The organism is Chryseobacterium binzhouense (genome assembly GCF_007474545.1).
GTDB classification, from domain to species: domain Bacteria; phylum Bacteroidota; class Bacteroidia; order Flavobacteriales; family Weeksellaceae; genus Chryseobacterium; species Chryseobacterium binzhouense.
The window spans coordinates 96931-113435 of sequence record NZ_VKOG01000005.1 but is presented as its reverse complement, the minus strand read 5'-3'; the positions used below and the strand labels follow the sequence as shown (position 1 = coordinate 113435).

Sequence of the window (16505 nt, the reverse complement as noted above, 5' to 3'; positions counted from 1 at the left end):
CAATCAATAAATTGTTTGTGATTAATTCTTTTTAAAAGACATATGTTGCCGTGGCATTTCCTGCAATCGTTACAGGAGCGGTCTTTTGATTCATTTTAATATTGAAGTTTCTTTCAGAAGAACTGCTGTTTTGTACAATAAGAACCGTTTTTCCGGCAGGTGTTTTGAATGCTGCGGTCGCAAGATTATCCAGTTGAGTAGAAGCAATTCTTACAGAGTTTGCCGGAACAAATTTGGAAGCATGCGCAATAATGTAATATGCTACGTTTTTTTCATAACTATTTGCACTATTAATAGTAACTGCACCTTTACATTGTGTGCATCCGCCCTGTGTATGCGGACCAAAAGAAGCATTATTGGCAACATTCCATTCCAGTGCATTTCTACTCCAGTTTCTCATCGAACCAATGATCACATTTTTGATGTGCCAATCCAGATCTCCGCCAAAATTCCCAGCTGAACTCGTCCATTGTTCTGTAAAGTAAACATTTTTATTTGGAAATAAATTATGAACGGCACTTAATGCAGAAATATCACCTGCATATAAATGAAATGCAGAGCCATCAACAAAAGGGTAAGCCACAGAATCATTCAGAATAGCTAAAGGATAAGCCGGGTTATCACAATTGTGATCGTAAGTAATAATTTTAGTATTAATATTTGCTGTCTGAAATGCTGGTCCCAAATGAGTTTTGATAAAATTTGTCTGATCTGTAGCACTCATATACATGCTTGGATTATTACCCGGATGCAGCGGCTCGTTTTGAGGGGTGATCGCATCAATATTGATTCCCTGAGATTTCATAGCCTGAATATATTTTACAAAGTACTGTGCATAGACATTGTAATATTCAGGTTTTAGGCTTCCACCTATGCTGCTTCCGTTGTCCTTCATCCATACAGGAGATGACCATGGTGTTGCCAGAATTTTTATGTTAGGATTAATCAATAAAATATCTTTCAGCATTTGAACTAGTGCCTGATCTTTAGTAAGACTGAAATTTGACAAAGAAACATCAGTCTGTCCTGCAGGCATATCATCATAAGAAAAAACTTCACTGTTTAGATCTGATGCGCCGATACTTATTCTTAAATAACTTACTCCGATACCATTGCTGCTGAAAAGGTCATTTAGTAGTTCCTGTTTTTTTGATGCGCTTAGCTGATTGATCACTTCAACACTTCCTCCGGTTAGAGTATATCCAAAGCCATCAATGGTCTGGAAAACCTGTGCAGGATCTATATCAATGTTTCCGTAATTATTTGGTGACGAACTAAAATAAGCGGTATTCTGCTGCTGTAACTTTACAGACTGATCGCCTTTTGTAAGCCAGATCTGAACGGGATCGCCGGATGTGTTTCCGCCTCCTCCGTTTACCGGATTTTCATTACCTGATAAATCTGCTGTTGTATTACTGCAATTAAAAAAAGAAAGAAGTGCTACACCGCAAAGTGCAGCACCTCTAAAGAAACTATATGAATTTTGTAATTTCATTTTAAATCTTTATGGATTAAAAAAATTATTGCATTCTTCGGAACTCCACCTTGTCAATGCTTAGACTGTTTACCGTTTGTCCGCCGCATTTGATAACAAGATATACCGTTCCGGTAGCAGTAGCGGTAAAAACACCGCCGTTTTTGCTGCTATTGCAGCCAACAGAGGATACTTTTCCTTTAAATTTCCCTGTACCGCAACCATCCCATGTATTGATGTTTCTTAGGACTGATCCGCTAATGTCTTGTCCCGAAGCGGGAATACTGTTTACAACATATACCTCAAACCAGGTATTTACCAATGGAGTATCAGAAGACGCTACCATATCAATAGAATATGATTTCCCTGCTTCAACATTGACAGCCTGATAAATTGCCTGCTGATTGCTTCCTGATGCTACAATTGTAGCTTTTCCGTTAGCAAATACCCATTGCGCTCCGGAAGCACTAATTTTGTGAATAGACCATTTTGAAATTTCGTCCGGAGTATCAAATCTTCCGCCCTGAATCATGTTACCAGATACAGGATCCGAAGTAGGCACAACAACGGTCTGGTCCGATTTTCCTGCCATCATTCCTCCTATTCCTACAGCCTGATGCTGAATGACATAAGTACCTGCATCAGGAAGGAAGATTTTTTCTTCACCTTTACCATTGTTGAAACCATCGTCATCAATGTTCCACTGAGAATTAAGATAATTATTATGATTTCTTTTTAAAGTATATCTGTTTTCAGCTGTTTTTGAAACTGTAAAAGATGCATCAACAGGATCTTGATTAATTCCGTTTCCTTCCACAGATTCTGGTACACAGCTAGACAAAACGGCTGCCGTTGAAAGAAGCATCAGGCTTTTATTAAAATATTTAGCTATCATGTTTTTAGTTTATAAGATTAATATCCAGGATTTTGTTTTAAAATAGTTCCGGTAAGTTCAGTAAGAGGAATTGGCATAATTTCATTTTTATTAGCAACAAATCCTTTTGAAGCTAATTTTGTTGCAGCTTCACCCCATCTGACCAAATCAAAAAATCTGTGACCTTCACCAGCAAGTTCTCTTCTTCTTTCATCTTTTACAGCCTGCATTGAAACCGGTACTGAAGACAATCCTACTCTTGCTCTTACCGCATCTAAAAGAGCCTGAGCTCTTGCTCCGGTTCCGTTTAGTGCTTCAGCCTCCATTAGATACGTGTCTGCCAATCTGATCAGAATGTAATTTTGGCGGTAGTTTAATTCTGAAGCACCAGGAAGCGTTGTTTTTTCGTCCTGAGTAGGCATAAATTTATTGAAGAAGTATCCTGTATCCATATATGCCGGAGAATAATCTGCTTTATTTTGTTGCTTTAGTAATCCCATATTCAGGATTGTTGCATTAAATCTTGGATCATTCTGCATAAAGTTTGCTAAATCTGTCGTTACAGCATTGAAAGCCCACCCTCCAACAACATCCGGAGCATCCTGTGTTTTTCTTACATAAGATCTCGGTGCAGTCATAATACAGATTGAGTTTCCTTCATCCTGACCCTGTCCCCAAAAACTCCAGTCTGAGTTGGCTTTATTGGTATGGGTAATTTCAAAGATAGCTTCTGTAGTAAATTTGTTATCAGTAACCCATAAACTGTTATAGTCAGAAACAAGACGGTAACCATATTGACTTGTGCTTCCAGGAGTTCCGTTTACTTGTGCCAGTTGTGCCGCAGCTTCTGCTTTTTTGTTCTGATAAAGCAAAACTTTCCCTAACATAGCTCTGGCTGCCCCTTGTGTAAGACGTCCTCTCTGCTCCCCGTTTACCATCATCGGAAGATTAGGAATTGCTTCGTTGAGATCTTTTTCGATCTGGGCATAAATTTCGGCAGGTGCAACTTGCGGAACATTATAAAAATCGTCATTCACCGTATACGTTTTAAGTATCAGCGGAATATTTTTAAACATTCTTAACAAATCAAAGTAGTAGATTGCGCGCAATGTTTTGGCTTCAGCAATAAATCTGTTTCGGGTATTATCGTTCATTTGAGCTTCAGGAGCTCTTGCAATCAATTCATTGGCACGCGCAACGCCCTGCCAGTAATCTCTCCAATAGCTTGCAGGCATAGTGGTCTGATTAATTTGCCAATTGGAAACTCCCTGAATGCCCGCTCCATCGGTAGCACTACCACCACCGGCATAAAAATCGTCTGAAGCTGCATTAAAGAAAGTTACCATATTTTCAAAACCTCCCGCATTTTTTCTGAGGACATCGTAAGTACCGACTAATGCAAAGAAACATTCCTGCTCATTTCTGAAGAAGTTTGCGAAAGCCCCTTTATTGTCTTTCTCTTCCAGATTAGAATCATTACAAGACGTTACAACGGTAGGAACGGTTAAAATGAATAACGAAGCTAAACTTATTTTTAAAAATTTATTTTTCATAATGATTTAATTAAAATGTTATGTTAGCGCCAAACATAAAAGTTCTGGCTTGAGGATAAAATGCTCTGTCGATACCGTAAGAATCTCCCGCAGCGATTTCAGGATCGTAGCCTGTATATTTTGTAAATGTGAATAAGTTTTCACCTGTTACATAAAAGCGAACTTTACTTGCGCCAATATTTTGAGAAATATTTTCCGGAAGCGTATATCCCAGAGTTACAAGTTTAATTCTGAAATAGTCACCCTTTTGTAAATACCAGTTTGAAAGTCTTGAGTAGTTTTTGTTTGGATCGTTTCTTGTAATTCTTGGATTTTCGTTGGTTGAGCCTTCACCAGTCCATCTATCTAAAATTCTTGTCTGGTAGTTTGCATCAAGTATATCCAATCTTCTTAATCCCTGGAAAACTTTATGACCTGCAGCACCCTGACCGAAAACACTTAAATCCCAGTTTTTGTAGTTTACATTGACCGTTGCTCCAAAGTTGTATTTAGGAATTGAGCTTCCTAAGTTTACTTTATCCGAATCATTAATAACTCCGTCACCATTAGCATCTGCCCAGATAAAATCTCCTGGTTTTGCATTAGATTGATACATCTGTCCGTTTGCGTTTACATAAGAATCAATCTGTGCCTGATTTTGGAATACTCCCAAAGTCTGGAATCCATAGAAGCTGTTATAGGCCTGTCCCGGTACAATTCTTTGTATAGGACCCATAGACTGAAAGCCCGCTCTGTCTTCATACGCCTGTCCTCTTACCAATGAAAGAACCTTGTTTTCGTTGTAGGCTACATTACCATTTACAGACAATGAAAAGTCATTCCAGGTTTTTTTATACCCCAATTCCAACTCAATACCTCTGTTCTCCATATCACCGGCATTCTGAAACGCTAAACCGGTAACTCCTACATAGCCAGGTATTTGTACTGCGCGAAGAATATCATAAGTCGTTTTCTTATATACATCTACAGTTAAAGTAAATGCATTGAAAAGTTTCATATCTGCAGCGACATTGGTTTGGGTTGTTGTTTCCCATTTTAGATTTTCATTAGCAAGTCCGCTAGGTAAATAACCCGGCATCACAGTCCCATTTCCATCTGTATAATTTGCTCCCGCTACATAAAAGCTGGCAAATTGAAAAGTAGGCATACCATCATTTCCTAAAGTCCCGTATCCTCCTCTTAATTTGAATGTATTTAAAACATTATTTTCTGGCCAGAAATTTTCTTTATCAATATTCCATCCTAAAGAGAATGATGGGAATATTCCCCAGTGTTTATTTGCACCAAATATTGAGGAGCCATCATATCTTAACGTTCCTGTAAATAAATATTTATTTTTGTAGTCATATATGGCTCTACCAAAGTAGGATGCTTTGTTCCATTCCACATTATCCCATGCATTTACTGCACGGTTATCTGATGGGGTGTAAAAATTGAATGAAGCCAGCTCATAACTTGAAACAGGAAGATTAGTATAAGTTACAGTTTGCCCGTATCCTATATTATAATCATAATATCCTGTTCCTGCCATTATATTCACGTTGTGATCCCCAAATTTTTTCTGAAATGTAAGCGTATTTTCCATGCTCCATTCAAATTTTGTTTGGGTGGTTCTGCTGAGGCTGTTGTTTCCTGTATTGGTATTATTTGGATTCAGATAAAATAAAGGTGTGAAATTTTGACTTCCCCAATATGCTTTTTTACCATTTAATGAAGATCTGAGGGTAAAATTATTTAAGAATTTTACTTCTGCAAAAACATTTCCAATGAAATCATCAGACCAGTTGCGGTTTCCGAGTTGTGTATACTTGAAAGCAAGCGGGTTTGACATTTCCTGGTTTACATAAGGTGATATACCGTATGGATTTCCGTTTTCATTTCGTATAATGTAAGGGTTAGAATAAGCAGGTGTGCTTATTACATTAGGATCAGTTTCAACCAATGGAGTTATAGGATCTAAGTTTACCGCCGAACTTAAAGGTCCGCCAAATTCTCCGTTAGCATTAATTCCCTGATTTTTCTGATTGGTATAAGCAAATGTCTGCCCCAATGTCAACCAGTCTGTAACTTTATGAGTTGAGTTTATTCTTGCGGTAAGTCTTTTATAATAAGAAATATCCCGCATTACAATTCCCTACTGATCATAGTATCCAAAAGAGCCGTAGAAAGTAGATTTCTCATTACCACCCTGTACGCTTACTTCGTGGTTTTGTCTGTCTGCTGAACTGAAAATAGCATCCTGCCAATCTGTTCCTGCACCAAAAGCAGAAGGATTCTGAAATCTCGCAGTTCCGCCATCATTTACAAAACCTTCATTAATAATTGTAGCATATTGAGTAGCATTTAGCAAATCAATTTTTCTTGCAGCGTTGCTCACCCCAAAAAAGCCGTTATAATTTAAGTTTAATCTCCCTTTCTTGCCTTTTTTAGTAGTAACCAAAATTACCCCTCTTGCTGCAGAAACTCCGTAAATTGCAGATGAGGCACCATCTTTCAACACTTCAATACTTTCTATATCGCTTTGTGTAAGCCATCCGATACCATCAACTACAATACCGTCTACCACCCAAAGAGGATCATTATTTGATGAATAACTGGTAATACCTCTTACCCTAATCGTTGCAGAGGCTCCCGGCTGTCCGGAGTTTGTGACCACATTTACACCAGCAGCTCTACCCTGTAAAACCTGTTCCGGTTTTCCTGCCGGAATTTTTGCAATATCTTCTTCTTTGATACTTGCAATTGCTCCGGTCACGTTAGATTTTTTTTGAGTACCATAACCAATCATCACGACTTCCTCAATCTTTTGTTCGTTAGAAAGCGTGTCATTCGGCGTGTTCTGAGCATTAAAATTTGCAGTAAAATAGAGTACTGCAACCATGCCCAAACTTCTTGATATTTTTACATTCATATACAGTTAGTTTTTTAATTCTCAAATTGAGACAATAAAAATATATATTTTTTTTAATTATTAACATTTATTTAATAATTATTTTAATTTTTCCAGTATTTTTGGGAACTGAAGGCAGGTCTGAAAGGCAAAAAAATGTTAAAAACTGTCGTTAAAAAGTTAAAATATTTCTCTAAAATGATTACCAAGCAGCTCAATATTTCGCTTCCCCTTAAGCTTACTTTTCTTATTTTTTCAATGGTGCTCAACTGTATGGGCATTATTATTCTTCAACTTTCGGACGAAAAAATCAATTATAATAAGCTGGGATTTTTAGAATCTTTTAAAGATATTCCTATTGCAATTATTTCACTTTTTGCTGTGGGTTTTATCAGTCGTTTCGGAACTAAAAAATCTTTGATATTTTCACTTCTTTTGGTAGGTGTATGCTCACTTATCTTGCCTTTCGTTGAGGTATTTTGGTTTTATAAATTATGGTTTGCCATTATCGGAACCTGTTTTGCCCTCGGAAAAATCTGTGTGTACGGAATTATCCGCAACAATATGATAGAAGAAAGATCACTCGCAAAAACCATGAATAGTGTAGAAGCAGCTTATATGGTGGGAATTTTTGTTGTAAATATGGGATTTGGACTGCTGATTTCAAGTAAATTTGGTGAGTTCTGGAAGTTTGGTTTTTTGTTTATCTCTCTTATATCATTTGTTACAGTCTATCTGTTTTCGGTGATCAAAATAAGTGAGCCTTCAAAGATAAAAGCCACTCTCCTTCCCGATCTTTCAGGCTTCGGAAATCTTCCCGTTGTATTTTTTTTAGCCGTTATATTTTTTATTGTTTTTACGGAACAGAGTTTCAACTCTTGGCTGCCTGCATTTTATAAAGATCATTTTAAAGTCAATTCATTCTTTGCGCTTCAGGCAACGTCTTTTTTAGCAGTGTTTTCCTATATAGGTCGGGTTTTAACTTCAAAAATTATTCAGCGTTTTCCTTTACACCGTTATTTTATTACCTGTGTTCTACTGATCATTTTTGTTTTGATTCTCATCTCTGTATTGCTTTTTTTCTTTCCCGATAATTCAGCATTTTTAGTATATGTGTTCCCATTCATAGGACTGTTTCTTGCACCTCTTTATCCTGTAATTAATGCAAAAATGATTGCCACCATTGATAAAGATAAAATTAATACTTTCACCTCACTCATTGTAATATTCTCTTCTTTGGGAAGTTCTGTAAGTTCAATGATAATCTCAATATTATTTGAAAATCAGCTTCTTAATTACTATTCAATATATGTATTATCAGCCGTTACAATTATTTTATTGCTTTCTTTTTTCTATTTTAAGCTTCTCAGGACAAAAATTTAAAAAATAATTTTATTTTTACGAAATGAAAACTGACCACAATAAAAGTATTGAAAGCCTAAAAGAACTTATTGACAGTAAGAATTTAATTCCTAATGTCTCTGTAGACTGTACTATTTTTGGTTTCCATGATAATATTCTGAAAGTTTTATTGCTTAAATATCACGATCTGAACCTCTATTCTCTTCCCGGCGGTTTCGTATTTATTGATGAGGATCTCCGGGCTGCTGCAGAACGAGTATTATATGAAAGAACTCATCTAAAGGGTCTTTTTCTGGAGCAATTTCATACTTTCGGAAGAGTTAACCGTACGGAAAATAATGTACACAAAACTTTAATCAATAATAAAGGTCTGGATGTACCAATGGATCACTGGATCTTACAGAGATTTATTACCGTTGGTTACTGTAGTCTGATAGACTTTTCACTTGCCAATACTTTTCCTGATGCGTTCAATGAATCCTGTGCATGGTTTGAAGTTGGTAAACTGCCACAAATGGCGTTTGATCATGACAGAATTATTGCAGAAGGTCTGAATCATCTCCGTAAGAATATTGATACGCAAATTGCTGCCAGTAATCTTTTGCCGGAAAAATTTACCATGAAGGATCTCCAGTGTTTATACGAAACTATTTTGGGTGAAAAACTTAGGAGAAATAATTTTCAGCGTAAGATATTAAGTACTAATTCTTTAGAAAGAATGGAAAAATTATATGACGGATCTGCCAATAAAGCTCCGTATCTGTACAGATTTATAAAAAAATAACCGGAATTTTTTTTTCAAGCCTTACAAAAAAAGTTTATTTTTAGCAAAATTAATCGCATGTCATATTATCCGCTTACAAGCATCCCGGATTATTTCGGAATAGATGCCTTACTTACCGAAGAACACAAACTTATACGCCAATCTGTAAGAGACTGGGTAGAAAGTTTTGTAATGCCTAATATTGATGAAGCTGCTCAAAATCATACAGATTTGCCCAATCTGATGAAAGAATTAGGGAAAATAGGTGCTTTGGGACCTTATATTCCTGAAGAATACGGAGGATCGGGTCTTGATCAGATTTCTTATGGTTTAATAATGCAGGAACTGGAAAGAGGCGATTCTGCAGTGCGTTCTGCTGCCTCAGTACAGAGTTCGCTGGTAATGTTTCCAATCAATGAATTCGGTTCTGAAGAGCAAAAAAGAAAATATCTGCCTCAATTAGCTTCTGGAGAAATGATCGGATCATTTGGTCTGACTGAACCTAATCACGGTTCAGATCCCGGTTCTATGGAAACCTATTTTAAAGATATGGGAGATCATTATCTTTTAAATGGAGCGAAAATGTGGATTACCAATGCTCCACTTTGTGATATTGCCGTAATTTGGGCTAAAAATGAAGAAGGAAAAGTACAGGGCTTAATTGTTGAAAGAGGAATGAAAGGCTTTACGACCCCTGAAACTCATCATAAATGGAGTCTCAGAGCTTCTAAAACAGGTGAACTGGTATTTAATGATGTGAAAGTTCCTAAGGAAAATCTTCTTCCCGGTGTTACAGGATTGAAAGGACCTTTGTCTTGTTTAAATTCTGCCCGATACGGAATTTCCTGGGGAGTTATAGGTGCAGCAATCGACTGTTATTGTACTGCTGTGCAATATTCTAAAGAAAGAAAACAATTTGGAAAACCTATTGGCTCTTTTCAGTTGCAACAGAAAAAACTTGCTGAGTTTTTAACGGAAATTACTAAAGCACAGTTGCTTTGTCTGCAATTGGGGAATCTGAAAAATGATCACAAAGCTTCACCCGCTCAGATTTCAATGGCAAAAAGAAATAATGTGAAAATGGCAATTGATATAGCCAGAGAATCCCGTCAGATTTTAGGCGGAATGGGAATTATGGGTGAATTTCCGATGATGCGTCACGCTGCCAATCTTGAATCTGTCATTACCTATGAAGGAACTCACGATGTCCATTTGCTGATCACAGGTCTTGATATTACAGGCTTTAATGCTTTTTAAATATAATTAAACCTTCAAGTAAAATCTTGAAGGTTTTTTTTAATAAATTATTTGCGATATTCACTTTAAAAAGATTTTGACTTTTCAATGAAATTAATGTCAGGATTCAGAATTTCTAAAATTAAATTCTGAATAGAAATCATTGCATCATCAAGGCTTCCCTGAGCAAATTCCAGTGATACCACTCCTTTTTTGGCATCTGCAAAACTCCATATTCCTGTTTCTACGGGATAACCCCAAAATTCCGGCAGATTCTGAATGACATACTGATAAAGGCAGAGCTGCATTGCCTGTTTTCTCTCACTGTTCTGAAAATAATCTGACTGATTTAGTTCATCAATCTTTACCGTGAGATTTTTTGTTTTTGCTGTTTTATAATCTATAATTCTAATATTTCCGTTAAGCTTATCAATTCGGTCAATAAAACCAAAAAATGAAACTTTATCAGTTTTTTCTTTATCCAGATAGAAATCAATATTTTCAAATCTTTTTTCAATGTCTACAATTTCCAGTGTGTTTCCAGATTTTATCAGTTCGAGATCATGATTAAGGATATTTAAAATTACTTTTCTGGCAATTGCTTTATGAATGAAATTCATCCCTTTGTTATAAAATTCAGGTTGATGTTTCAACTTTTCAATAGCAATGTCTATAAATTCATCTATTCGTTGAATAGATGTTTGTAAATCAATATTTTTTAATGTTTTACTTTTAATGTTTTCATATATCTCTTGAAGTGTATAATGTACTAAATTACCATAATTTCTGATGGATAATTCTTCTTCGATTTCATCAGTTTCCGATGTATTTAAAACCTTTGAGAGATAAAAATCTATAGGATTGTACAGATAACTCGTAAGATGTGAAGCTGAAACTTTTTCTTTCCATTTTGAAAGCTGCTGAATCACGATAGGAGTTTTCACAATTTCAATTGGTTTGCTGATAATGGGATCAGAGGAATTTTCAACAATAATATGGTTGATCTGATGCTGGCTTTCCATCTCAATCTGGGTTATAAAACGACTCTTTTCCCCGGTATTAACTCCCGAACTTAAAGCATTAAAAAGTAAGTGTATATTCTTCGCATCCTGAAGAAGGCGGTAAAAATGGTAGGCATAAATGCTGTCATTTTCCAGAAAGGTATGCAGATCAAAATGTCTTCTTATATCAAAAGGAATGTAGGTGTTTTGCGAGTTTCCAAGCGGTAGTTTGCCTTCATTTACAGAAAGAAGAATCACATTTTCGAAATTAAGGAGTCTTGTTTCCAAAAGTCCCATTACCTGTAATCCTTTTAGGGGCTCTCCGATAAAATCTATGCTTTCAGAATTGATGTGCTGATTGATCAGAATCTCCAGCGTTTCCATCTTTATCTCAAAACCATACGGAGTAATCTGGTTTTTAATAAGGCGGAAAGCATTTTCAAAATGCGATATGTTTTCGTATTGTATATCGTCCAGCTGAAGCCATTTAATCTGTCGGCAGAAACTGATGAGATCATCTAAAAACTGATATTCAGACTCGGCTTTCTGCAAAAGTTTGAAGTAAGAAAGGTCTCCCAACAGCTCTTTCAGTAATTTCTGAGAAATGTAAACAATATTCCTTTCTTCTATTTTAGATTTAAAATGAATAATGATCTGATCATCTTCATCAGATTTCGGAAGTTCTTCCAATATTGGAAATAGATCTCTGTAATAGTATGAGGTTTTATTTTTTTCAAGCTGCTTCTGCAAATAAAATAATTGCTTCACCGCATTGGAAAATGAAAGATTTTTAAGCGGAAAACCCATTGTAATATTGAGATTTTCCACTTCATGCATTACATCCAGAGTTGCAGGAAGAAGGTTTTCATCCAGCAACACCACAGCTGTATTCGTGAAAGTCTTATTATTAATATCTTTAAAAATTTCAGGTAAGATTTTAGTCTGGGTGACATTTCCCGAAACTTCGTATACATTGATGTTTTTAGGCTGATTAAAATCGTCTTCTATCCAGTGAAATGCACGGCTGTCATTGAATTCCTTCCACATTTTATGATTTCTGAGGAATTTTCCTGCCTCTTGTCTTTCATCATCAAAATAATACCGGTCTGCCTGAAAGAAGCATTGTGCTTTATCCCACTGCAAGAGATTTCTTACCAGTTTTTCTTCTACAGGTGTAAAGGCATTAAAACCGCAAAAAACAAAATTATCATTATTCTTTTGGGCAAAATCCTGAATTTTAAGTTTTGCCAGCTCATGAGTCATTCCCGGAGTAGCCCAGTTTTTTTCCTGTAGTTTCTTTTTTAATTCAGGTAAAAATATATTCATATTCCGCCAGAAATTGAGGAATTTTTTACGGGGAACCTCATCATCTCCCAGATCTTGCGCCCATTCTTTGATGCGCTCTTCATCAAACATATATTGCAGTACGGCTTCATCACTTTCGGAAAACTTTAAAATATCATCCCAGTCTTTTTGTAGCGTGGGAAACCATTTTAAGAATTCTGAAAAATCATCATTGGGGATCAGATGCAAATTTTTATACACTTCAAATGCAAAAAGCCACAGTGATATTCCGTCTATGGTTTGTTTGTCTACAATTTTGACAATTAACTCTTCAATCGTAAAAAAATCAGGAAGAAATCCCGAATATTGGCGTTCTTCAAGAATCTGCCGTATGAAAACTATGGGTCTTTTTCCGGGTAAAATGATATTAAACTGTGACAGATCATTGTTTTGAGCTAATAATTCGTCAATTATTTTGTTTAAAAATTTCACAGTTTTTGGTAATTTTTTAATTGTTCCAGATCATCGGCAATCCTGCTGTTATATTCAGATTGTTTTTCTTTATTCATACCATGACTGGTATCTCTGTCATACGCAGCCTGATAATTTTTATATTCGGAAGATATTTTAGCGTATATAGATTTGAAATATTTATTAAAATCGCTTGTGTTTTTAATTCTTGCAGCAACTTCTTTTCTCAGTTTTCTAGCGTGAATTTCAGCTATATCAAAATGCTTTTGTTCATGAACCAGAACATATTCATTGATTCTTTTGTCATCTTTCCAGGACTTATCTTCATTAAAAATAGTTTGAATATCAATTTTTACAGGAACCTTAGGATCGCTTGATGTGATTACCGAATATTCCCATCCACAATGGGTATAAGCCACGACGTCTGTTCCTCCAAGATTGTTTTTTTTGCTTCTGAAGTTTTCCCAGACCAATTTCTGGTCATCTTTCCATTCAATTTTCTGACCAGAAAAAAAATTAAAAGATATTATAAAGAGAACAAATAAATATTTCATTAATTAACAACGATGTTTTTTGTAATCCAGGTATTGTCACCAGTCCAGAATCTAAAAGTATAAACTCCCTTTTTCTGAGGGCGAAAATTGATTTGATTTGCTGCTGAATATTCCACCTGCGGACAAGTGCCGTTGGTAAAATATTGATATGCAGTTATATCCCGTTCTGTTTCTTCGGAATGAATATAATCATATCCATAAAATCCCTGACATTTTGATTGGTATTTTGAATAGGTTCTGATACTTTGAACTGAAAATACAGACATCGTATCGCTCACTATTTTTACACTGTCTATTTTTATCTTTTCTACAGATTCTATCGTTTCATAATCTTCGTCTTCTTTACAGGAAATTACAGATAGTCCCAAAAAAGATGTTATCAAACAGATTTTTAGCAGAGATTTCATGATGGTGTATTTTGTTTTGAAAATTAAAGTTAGCAAAAATTATTCCTAATAATTGCTGAATTACGAATTAAAATTACCTTTTGATAAATAAACCACTTTTTTTGTTTCAAAAAAATCTTCTTCAAAATAATTTTTCAGACTAAAGAGTTCACATTTTAATCCGGCAAGTTCTTCTGCCAAATCTCCGCCTTTTAAATACAGAACGCCATTATGTTTAGTATTAAACTGGTCTTTTTCAAATTTCCCTTTCAGCCAGCGCAAAAATTCTGGCATCTGCGTCACTGCTCTGCTTACGATAAAATGAAATTTATCTTTCACTTTTTCTGCCCTTCCGTGAATTGCAGTAAGGTTTTCCAGACCAATGCCTTCTGCTACTCCGTTTACAACTGTAATTTTTTTTCCTATAGAATCAATCAGGGTAAATTGTGTTTCAGGAAAAAGAATGGCTAAAGGAATTCCAGGAAAACCACCACCTGTTCCTATATCCAGAACTTTTGTTCTAGGAGCAAATTCCATTACTTTTGCTATTCCTAAAGAATGAAGCACGTGCTTTTCGTAAAGTGAATCTGTATCTTTTCTGGAAATAACATTTATTTTTTCATTCCAGTCCTTATACAGATCTTCCAGTTTTGCAAACTGTTCAATTTGTTTTTCTGATAAATTGGGAAAATATTTAAGAATAATTTTTAATGACATATAGTAATTATGAAAAGCAAAAATAAGGGTTTTTATTATTTTATGAGGAATTTATTGCTTTGAGATTAAATGATTAGGTTCAAATTTTGAGTGTTACAAATCTAACTGTCTCTGAAATTCTTCAAAGTATTTTGCCAGATGAATACCGTCTGCAAGACCGTGATGAGCTTCGATAGATACAGGCATCATTTTTTTGCCTTCCCGAATATTAAATTTACCAAAAGCAATTTTAGGAATGCACTCTTCAGGATCAAAATTGGTAGGATGCACAATTGCAGAAAATGAATTCCACGGAATTGTTGTGTGCCGAATATGATTAACGGGTAAAATCTCATTTCTGATTCCCAGACCGGTAGAATTTTGAACTGTACTTATCTGATCTTGAAGTCTTTCATTAAAAATTGTAAAATCTTCAGAATAATGAAAAAAAGAGAACCCGAATGTTCCGTCTGGTCGTCCAATGGTGCTTCCGACATGAACTTCATCAAATAAAATAACTTGGTCATCAATTATTCTCAGTTTTAATTCATCTACAGCATTAATAGCAACCATTGATTTATACAGATAATAAGAAAAGAAAGAATATCCGTTTTCTTTTGCCGTTTCATAAGCTTTGGTACAATCTACTTCTGTTGTAAATCCGAAATACGGACTTTTCATGGCAGAGAAAAATTTAAAATGTTCTTTTCTGTTCCAGTTTTCAATATTTATTACCTTCATTAATTTAATTTTTTGCAAATCTCTGAAAGTTTTTATTATAAATATCAGAAACAGCGGACAATTTGATGAAACTGATCTCATGTGGGGGCTTTTTATACTAAAATGTTATTTTAATAAATTGGTCAGCTTTTTGAATGAAAAAAATAATAAATTCATAGTCTTGAAACTCATCACATTCACAAACAAAGGCATCTACTGTCCACAAGGAAAATTCTACATTGATCCGTGGCGACCGGTTGATTTGGCGGTCATTACCCATGGGCACGCCGATCACGCACGTTGGGGAATGAAAAAATACTTGTGTCATCATTTTACCAAACCTATTCTGCACAAAAGGATCAGCGAAGATCTTGAAGTTCAGAGTGTGGAATATGGCGAAGTCATCAATATTAACGGCGTGAAAGTTTCACTTCATCCTGCCGGTCACATCATCGGCTCCGCGCAGATCCGGCTGGAATACAAAGGTTATGTAAGCGTTGTTTCAGGAGATTATAAAGTTCAGGATGATGGATTAAGCACCCCTTTCGAACTGGTAAAATGCAATGAATTTGTCACCGAAAGTACTTTCGGACTGCCTATTTACAACTGGCTGGAAGTTCCGGATCTGAATAAAAAACTCCAGAACTGGGTTCTCAAAAATCAGGAAAATCAAAAAACCTCTGTTTTCATCGGTTATTCTTTGGGAAAAGCACAACGCGTAATGAAGGCCGTTGAAGGAATGGGAAAAATCCACGTCCACTATTCGATCGGAAAACTGAATAAAGCCTTTGAAGAAGTCGGAATCGTACTCCCTGATTATGAAATTCCAGATTTCAGGGAAAGCATCAAGCACGTTGCTGGAGATATCGTGATTGTTCCGCCTGCTTTGCTGGATTCCAATGTCATCAAAAAAATTCCTGATTCTGCAACGGCAATTTGTTCCGGATGGATGCAGGTTCGCGGTGCAAGACGATGGCGGAGTGCCGATGCAGGTTTCCCGATGAGCGACCACGCCGATTGGAAGGGTTTGTTACAGGCTATAAAAGCCACCGAAGCCGAAATCGTTCACGCAACACACGGACAAACCGAAGTTTTTTCAAAATATTTAAATGAAATCGGAATTAAATCTGATGTGGTGGAAACGCTTTACGGCGATGATGATGAGGAAGAAAAAGAGAAAGAATTTATTGAAAATAAGGTATAAAAAAACTTTAAATTCAGATGTTAACTTGTGAGAAAGC

At 35.8% G+C, this 16505-nt stretch carries 14 protein-coding genes; 4 read left to right on the top strand and 10 right to left on the bottom strand.

What is annotated here, in order from left to right:
- Positions 1–31: 31 nt before the first annotated feature.
- From FNE73_RS13275 to FNE73_RS16925, 5 genes are read right to left on the bottom strand one after another with little or no spacing between them, the layout of a single operon-like run.
- Positions 32–1495, bottom strand: coding sequence for a glycoside hydrolase family 30 protein (locus FNE73_RS13275; RefSeq protein ID WP_143885061.1), 1464 nt, complete (start codon positions 1493–1495; stop codon positions 32–34).
- 25 nt (positions 1496–1520) lie between these two features.
- Positions 1521–2369: a hypothetical protein gene (locus FNE73_RS13270; RefSeq protein ID WP_143885060.1), complete on the bottom strand. Its 849-nt coding sequence runs from the start codon at positions 2367–2369 to the stop codon at positions 1521–1523.
- 17 nt (positions 2370–2386) lie between these two features.
- Entirely contained in the window at positions 2387–3901 is a 1515-nt protein-coding gene (locus FNE73_RS13265) for a RagB/SusD family nutrient uptake outer membrane protein (RefSeq protein ID WP_143885059.1), read from the bottom strand.
- A gap of 10 nt (positions 3902–3911) precedes the next feature.
- Entirely contained in the window at positions 3912–6026 is a 2115-nt protein-coding gene (locus FNE73_RS13260; protein WP_228430104.1) for a SusC/RagA family TonB-linked outer membrane protein, read from the bottom strand.
- Between the two features lie 9 nt (positions 6027–6035).
- Entirely contained in the window at positions 6036–6812 is a 777-nt protein-coding gene (locus tag FNE73_RS16925; RefSeq protein ID WP_228430101.1) for a TonB-dependent receptor plug domain-containing protein, read from the bottom strand.
- Between the two features lie 177 nt (positions 6813–6989).
- On the opposite strand from FNE73_RS16925, the gene FNE73_RS13255 reads away from it, so the two are divergent.
- The 3 genes from FNE73_RS13255 to FNE73_RS13245 are packed head-to-tail and all read left to right on the top strand — an operon-like array spanning position 6990 to position 10173.
- Positions 6990–8174: an MFS transporter gene (locus tag FNE73_RS13255; protein WP_228430098.1), complete on the top strand. Its 1185-nt coding sequence runs from the start codon at positions 6990–6992 to the stop codon at positions 8172–8174.
- Positions 8175–8196: 22 nt separating this feature from the next.
- Positions 8197–8937, top strand: a complete 741-nt coding sequence (locus tag FNE73_RS13250; RefSeq protein ID WP_143885058.1) for an NUDIX hydrolase — start codon at positions 8197–8199, stop codon at positions 8935–8937.
- A 57-nt stretch (positions 8938–8994) separates the two neighbouring features.
- Positions 8995–10173 carry an acyl-CoA dehydrogenase family protein gene (locus FNE73_RS13245; RefSeq protein ID WP_143885057.1) on the top strand — a complete coding sequence of 393 codons (1179 nt, stop codon included), beginning with the start codon at positions 8995–8997 and terminating at the stop codon, positions 10171–10173.
- 65 nt (positions 10174–10238) lie between these two features.
- Here FNE73_RS13245 and FNE73_RS13240 read toward each other — a convergent pair whose 3' ends face one another.
- The 5 genes from FNE73_RS13240 to FNE73_RS13220 form a co-directional block, all read right to left on the bottom strand.
- A complete protein-coding gene (locus FNE73_RS13240; protein ID WP_143885056.1) occupies positions 10239–12929 on the bottom strand; it encodes a PD-(D/E)XK nuclease family protein in 2691 nt (896 codons plus the stop codon).
- Entirely contained in the window at positions 12926–13462 is a 537-nt protein-coding gene (locus FNE73_RS13235) for a DUF922 domain-containing protein (RefSeq protein ID WP_143885055.1), read from the bottom strand. Before FNE73_RS13235 ends, FNE73_RS13240 begins: the two co-directional genes overlap by 4 nt.
- Positions 13462–13869 carry a hypothetical protein gene (locus FNE73_RS13230; protein WP_143885054.1) on the bottom strand — a complete coding sequence of 136 codons (408 nt, stop codon included), beginning with the start codon at positions 13867–13869 and terminating at the stop codon, positions 13462–13464. Before FNE73_RS13230 ends, FNE73_RS13235 begins: the two co-directional genes overlap by 1 nt.
- Positions 13870–13929: 60 nt before the next feature.
- Complete coding sequence (rsmG, locus tag FNE73_RS13225; protein WP_143885053.1) at positions 13930–14565, bottom strand: 16S rRNA (guanine(527)-N(7))-methyltransferase RsmG; 636 nt, start codon at positions 14563–14565, stop codon at positions 13930–13932.
- Between the two features lie 93 nt (positions 14566–14658).
- A complete protein-coding gene (locus tag FNE73_RS13220) occupies positions 14659–15285 on the bottom strand; it encodes a chloramphenicol acetyltransferase (protein ID WP_143885052.1) in 627 nt (208 codons plus the stop codon).
- A 160-nt stretch (positions 15286–15445) separates the two neighbouring features.
- Here FNE73_RS13220 and FNE73_RS13215 point away from each other — a divergent pair, with 160 nt between their 5' ends.
- Positions 15446–16468, top strand: coding sequence for a ligase-associated DNA damage response exonuclease (locus FNE73_RS13215; RefSeq protein ID WP_143885051.1), 1023 nt, complete (start codon positions 15446–15448; stop codon positions 16466–16468).
- Positions 16469–16505: the final 37 nt, after the last annotated feature.

Excerpts from the sequence above, each read along its gene's own strand:
- FNE73_RS13235 (WP_143885055.1), bottom strand. The coding sequence starts at position 13,462 with ATGAAATATTTATTTGTTCTCTTTATAATATCTTTTAATTTTTTTTCT.
- FNE73_RS13270 (WP_143885060.1), bottom strand. The coding sequence starts at position 2,369 with ATGATAGCTAAATATTTTAATAAAAGCCTGATGCTTCTTTCAACGGCA.
- FNE73_RS13245 (WP_143885057.1), top strand. The coding sequence starts at position 8,995 with ATGTCATATTATCCGCTTACAAGCATCCCGGATTATTTCGGAATAGAT.
- FNE73_RS16925 (WP_228430101.1), bottom strand. The coding sequence starts at position 6,812 with ATGAATGTAAAAATATCAAGAAGTTTGGGCATGGTTGCAGTACTCTAT.
- FNE73_RS13265 (WP_143885059.1), bottom strand. The coding sequence starts at position 3,901 with ATGAAAAATAAATTTTTAAAAATAAGTTTAGCTTCGTTATTCATTTTA.
- FNE73_RS13220 (WP_143885052.1), bottom strand. The coding sequence starts at position 15,285 with ATGAAGGTAATAAATATTGAAAACTGGAACAGAAAAGAACATTTTAAA.
- FNE73_RS13250 (WP_143885058.1), top strand. The coding sequence starts at position 8,197 with ATGAAAACTGACCACAATAAAAGTATTGAAAGCCTAAAAGAACTTATT.
- FNE73_RS13230 (WP_143885054.1), bottom strand. The coding sequence starts at position 13,869 with ATGAAATCTCTGCTAAAAATCTGTTTGATAACATCTTTTTTGGGACTA.
- FNE73_RS13255 (WP_228430098.1), top strand. The coding sequence starts at position 6,990 with ATGATTACCAAGCAGCTCAATATTTCGCTTCCCCTTAAGCTTACTTTT.
- rsmG (WP_143885053.1), bottom strand. The coding sequence starts at position 14,565 with ATGTCATTAAAAATTATTCTTAAATATTTTCCCAATTTATCAGAAAAA.
- FNE73_RS13260 (WP_228430104.1), bottom strand. The coding sequence starts at position 6,026 with ATGCGGGATATTTCTTATTATAAAAGACTTACCGCAAGAATAAACTCA.
- FNE73_RS13275 (WP_143885061.1), bottom strand. The coding sequence starts at position 1,495 with ATGAAATTACAAAATTCATATAGTTTCTTTAGAGGTGCTGCACTTTGC.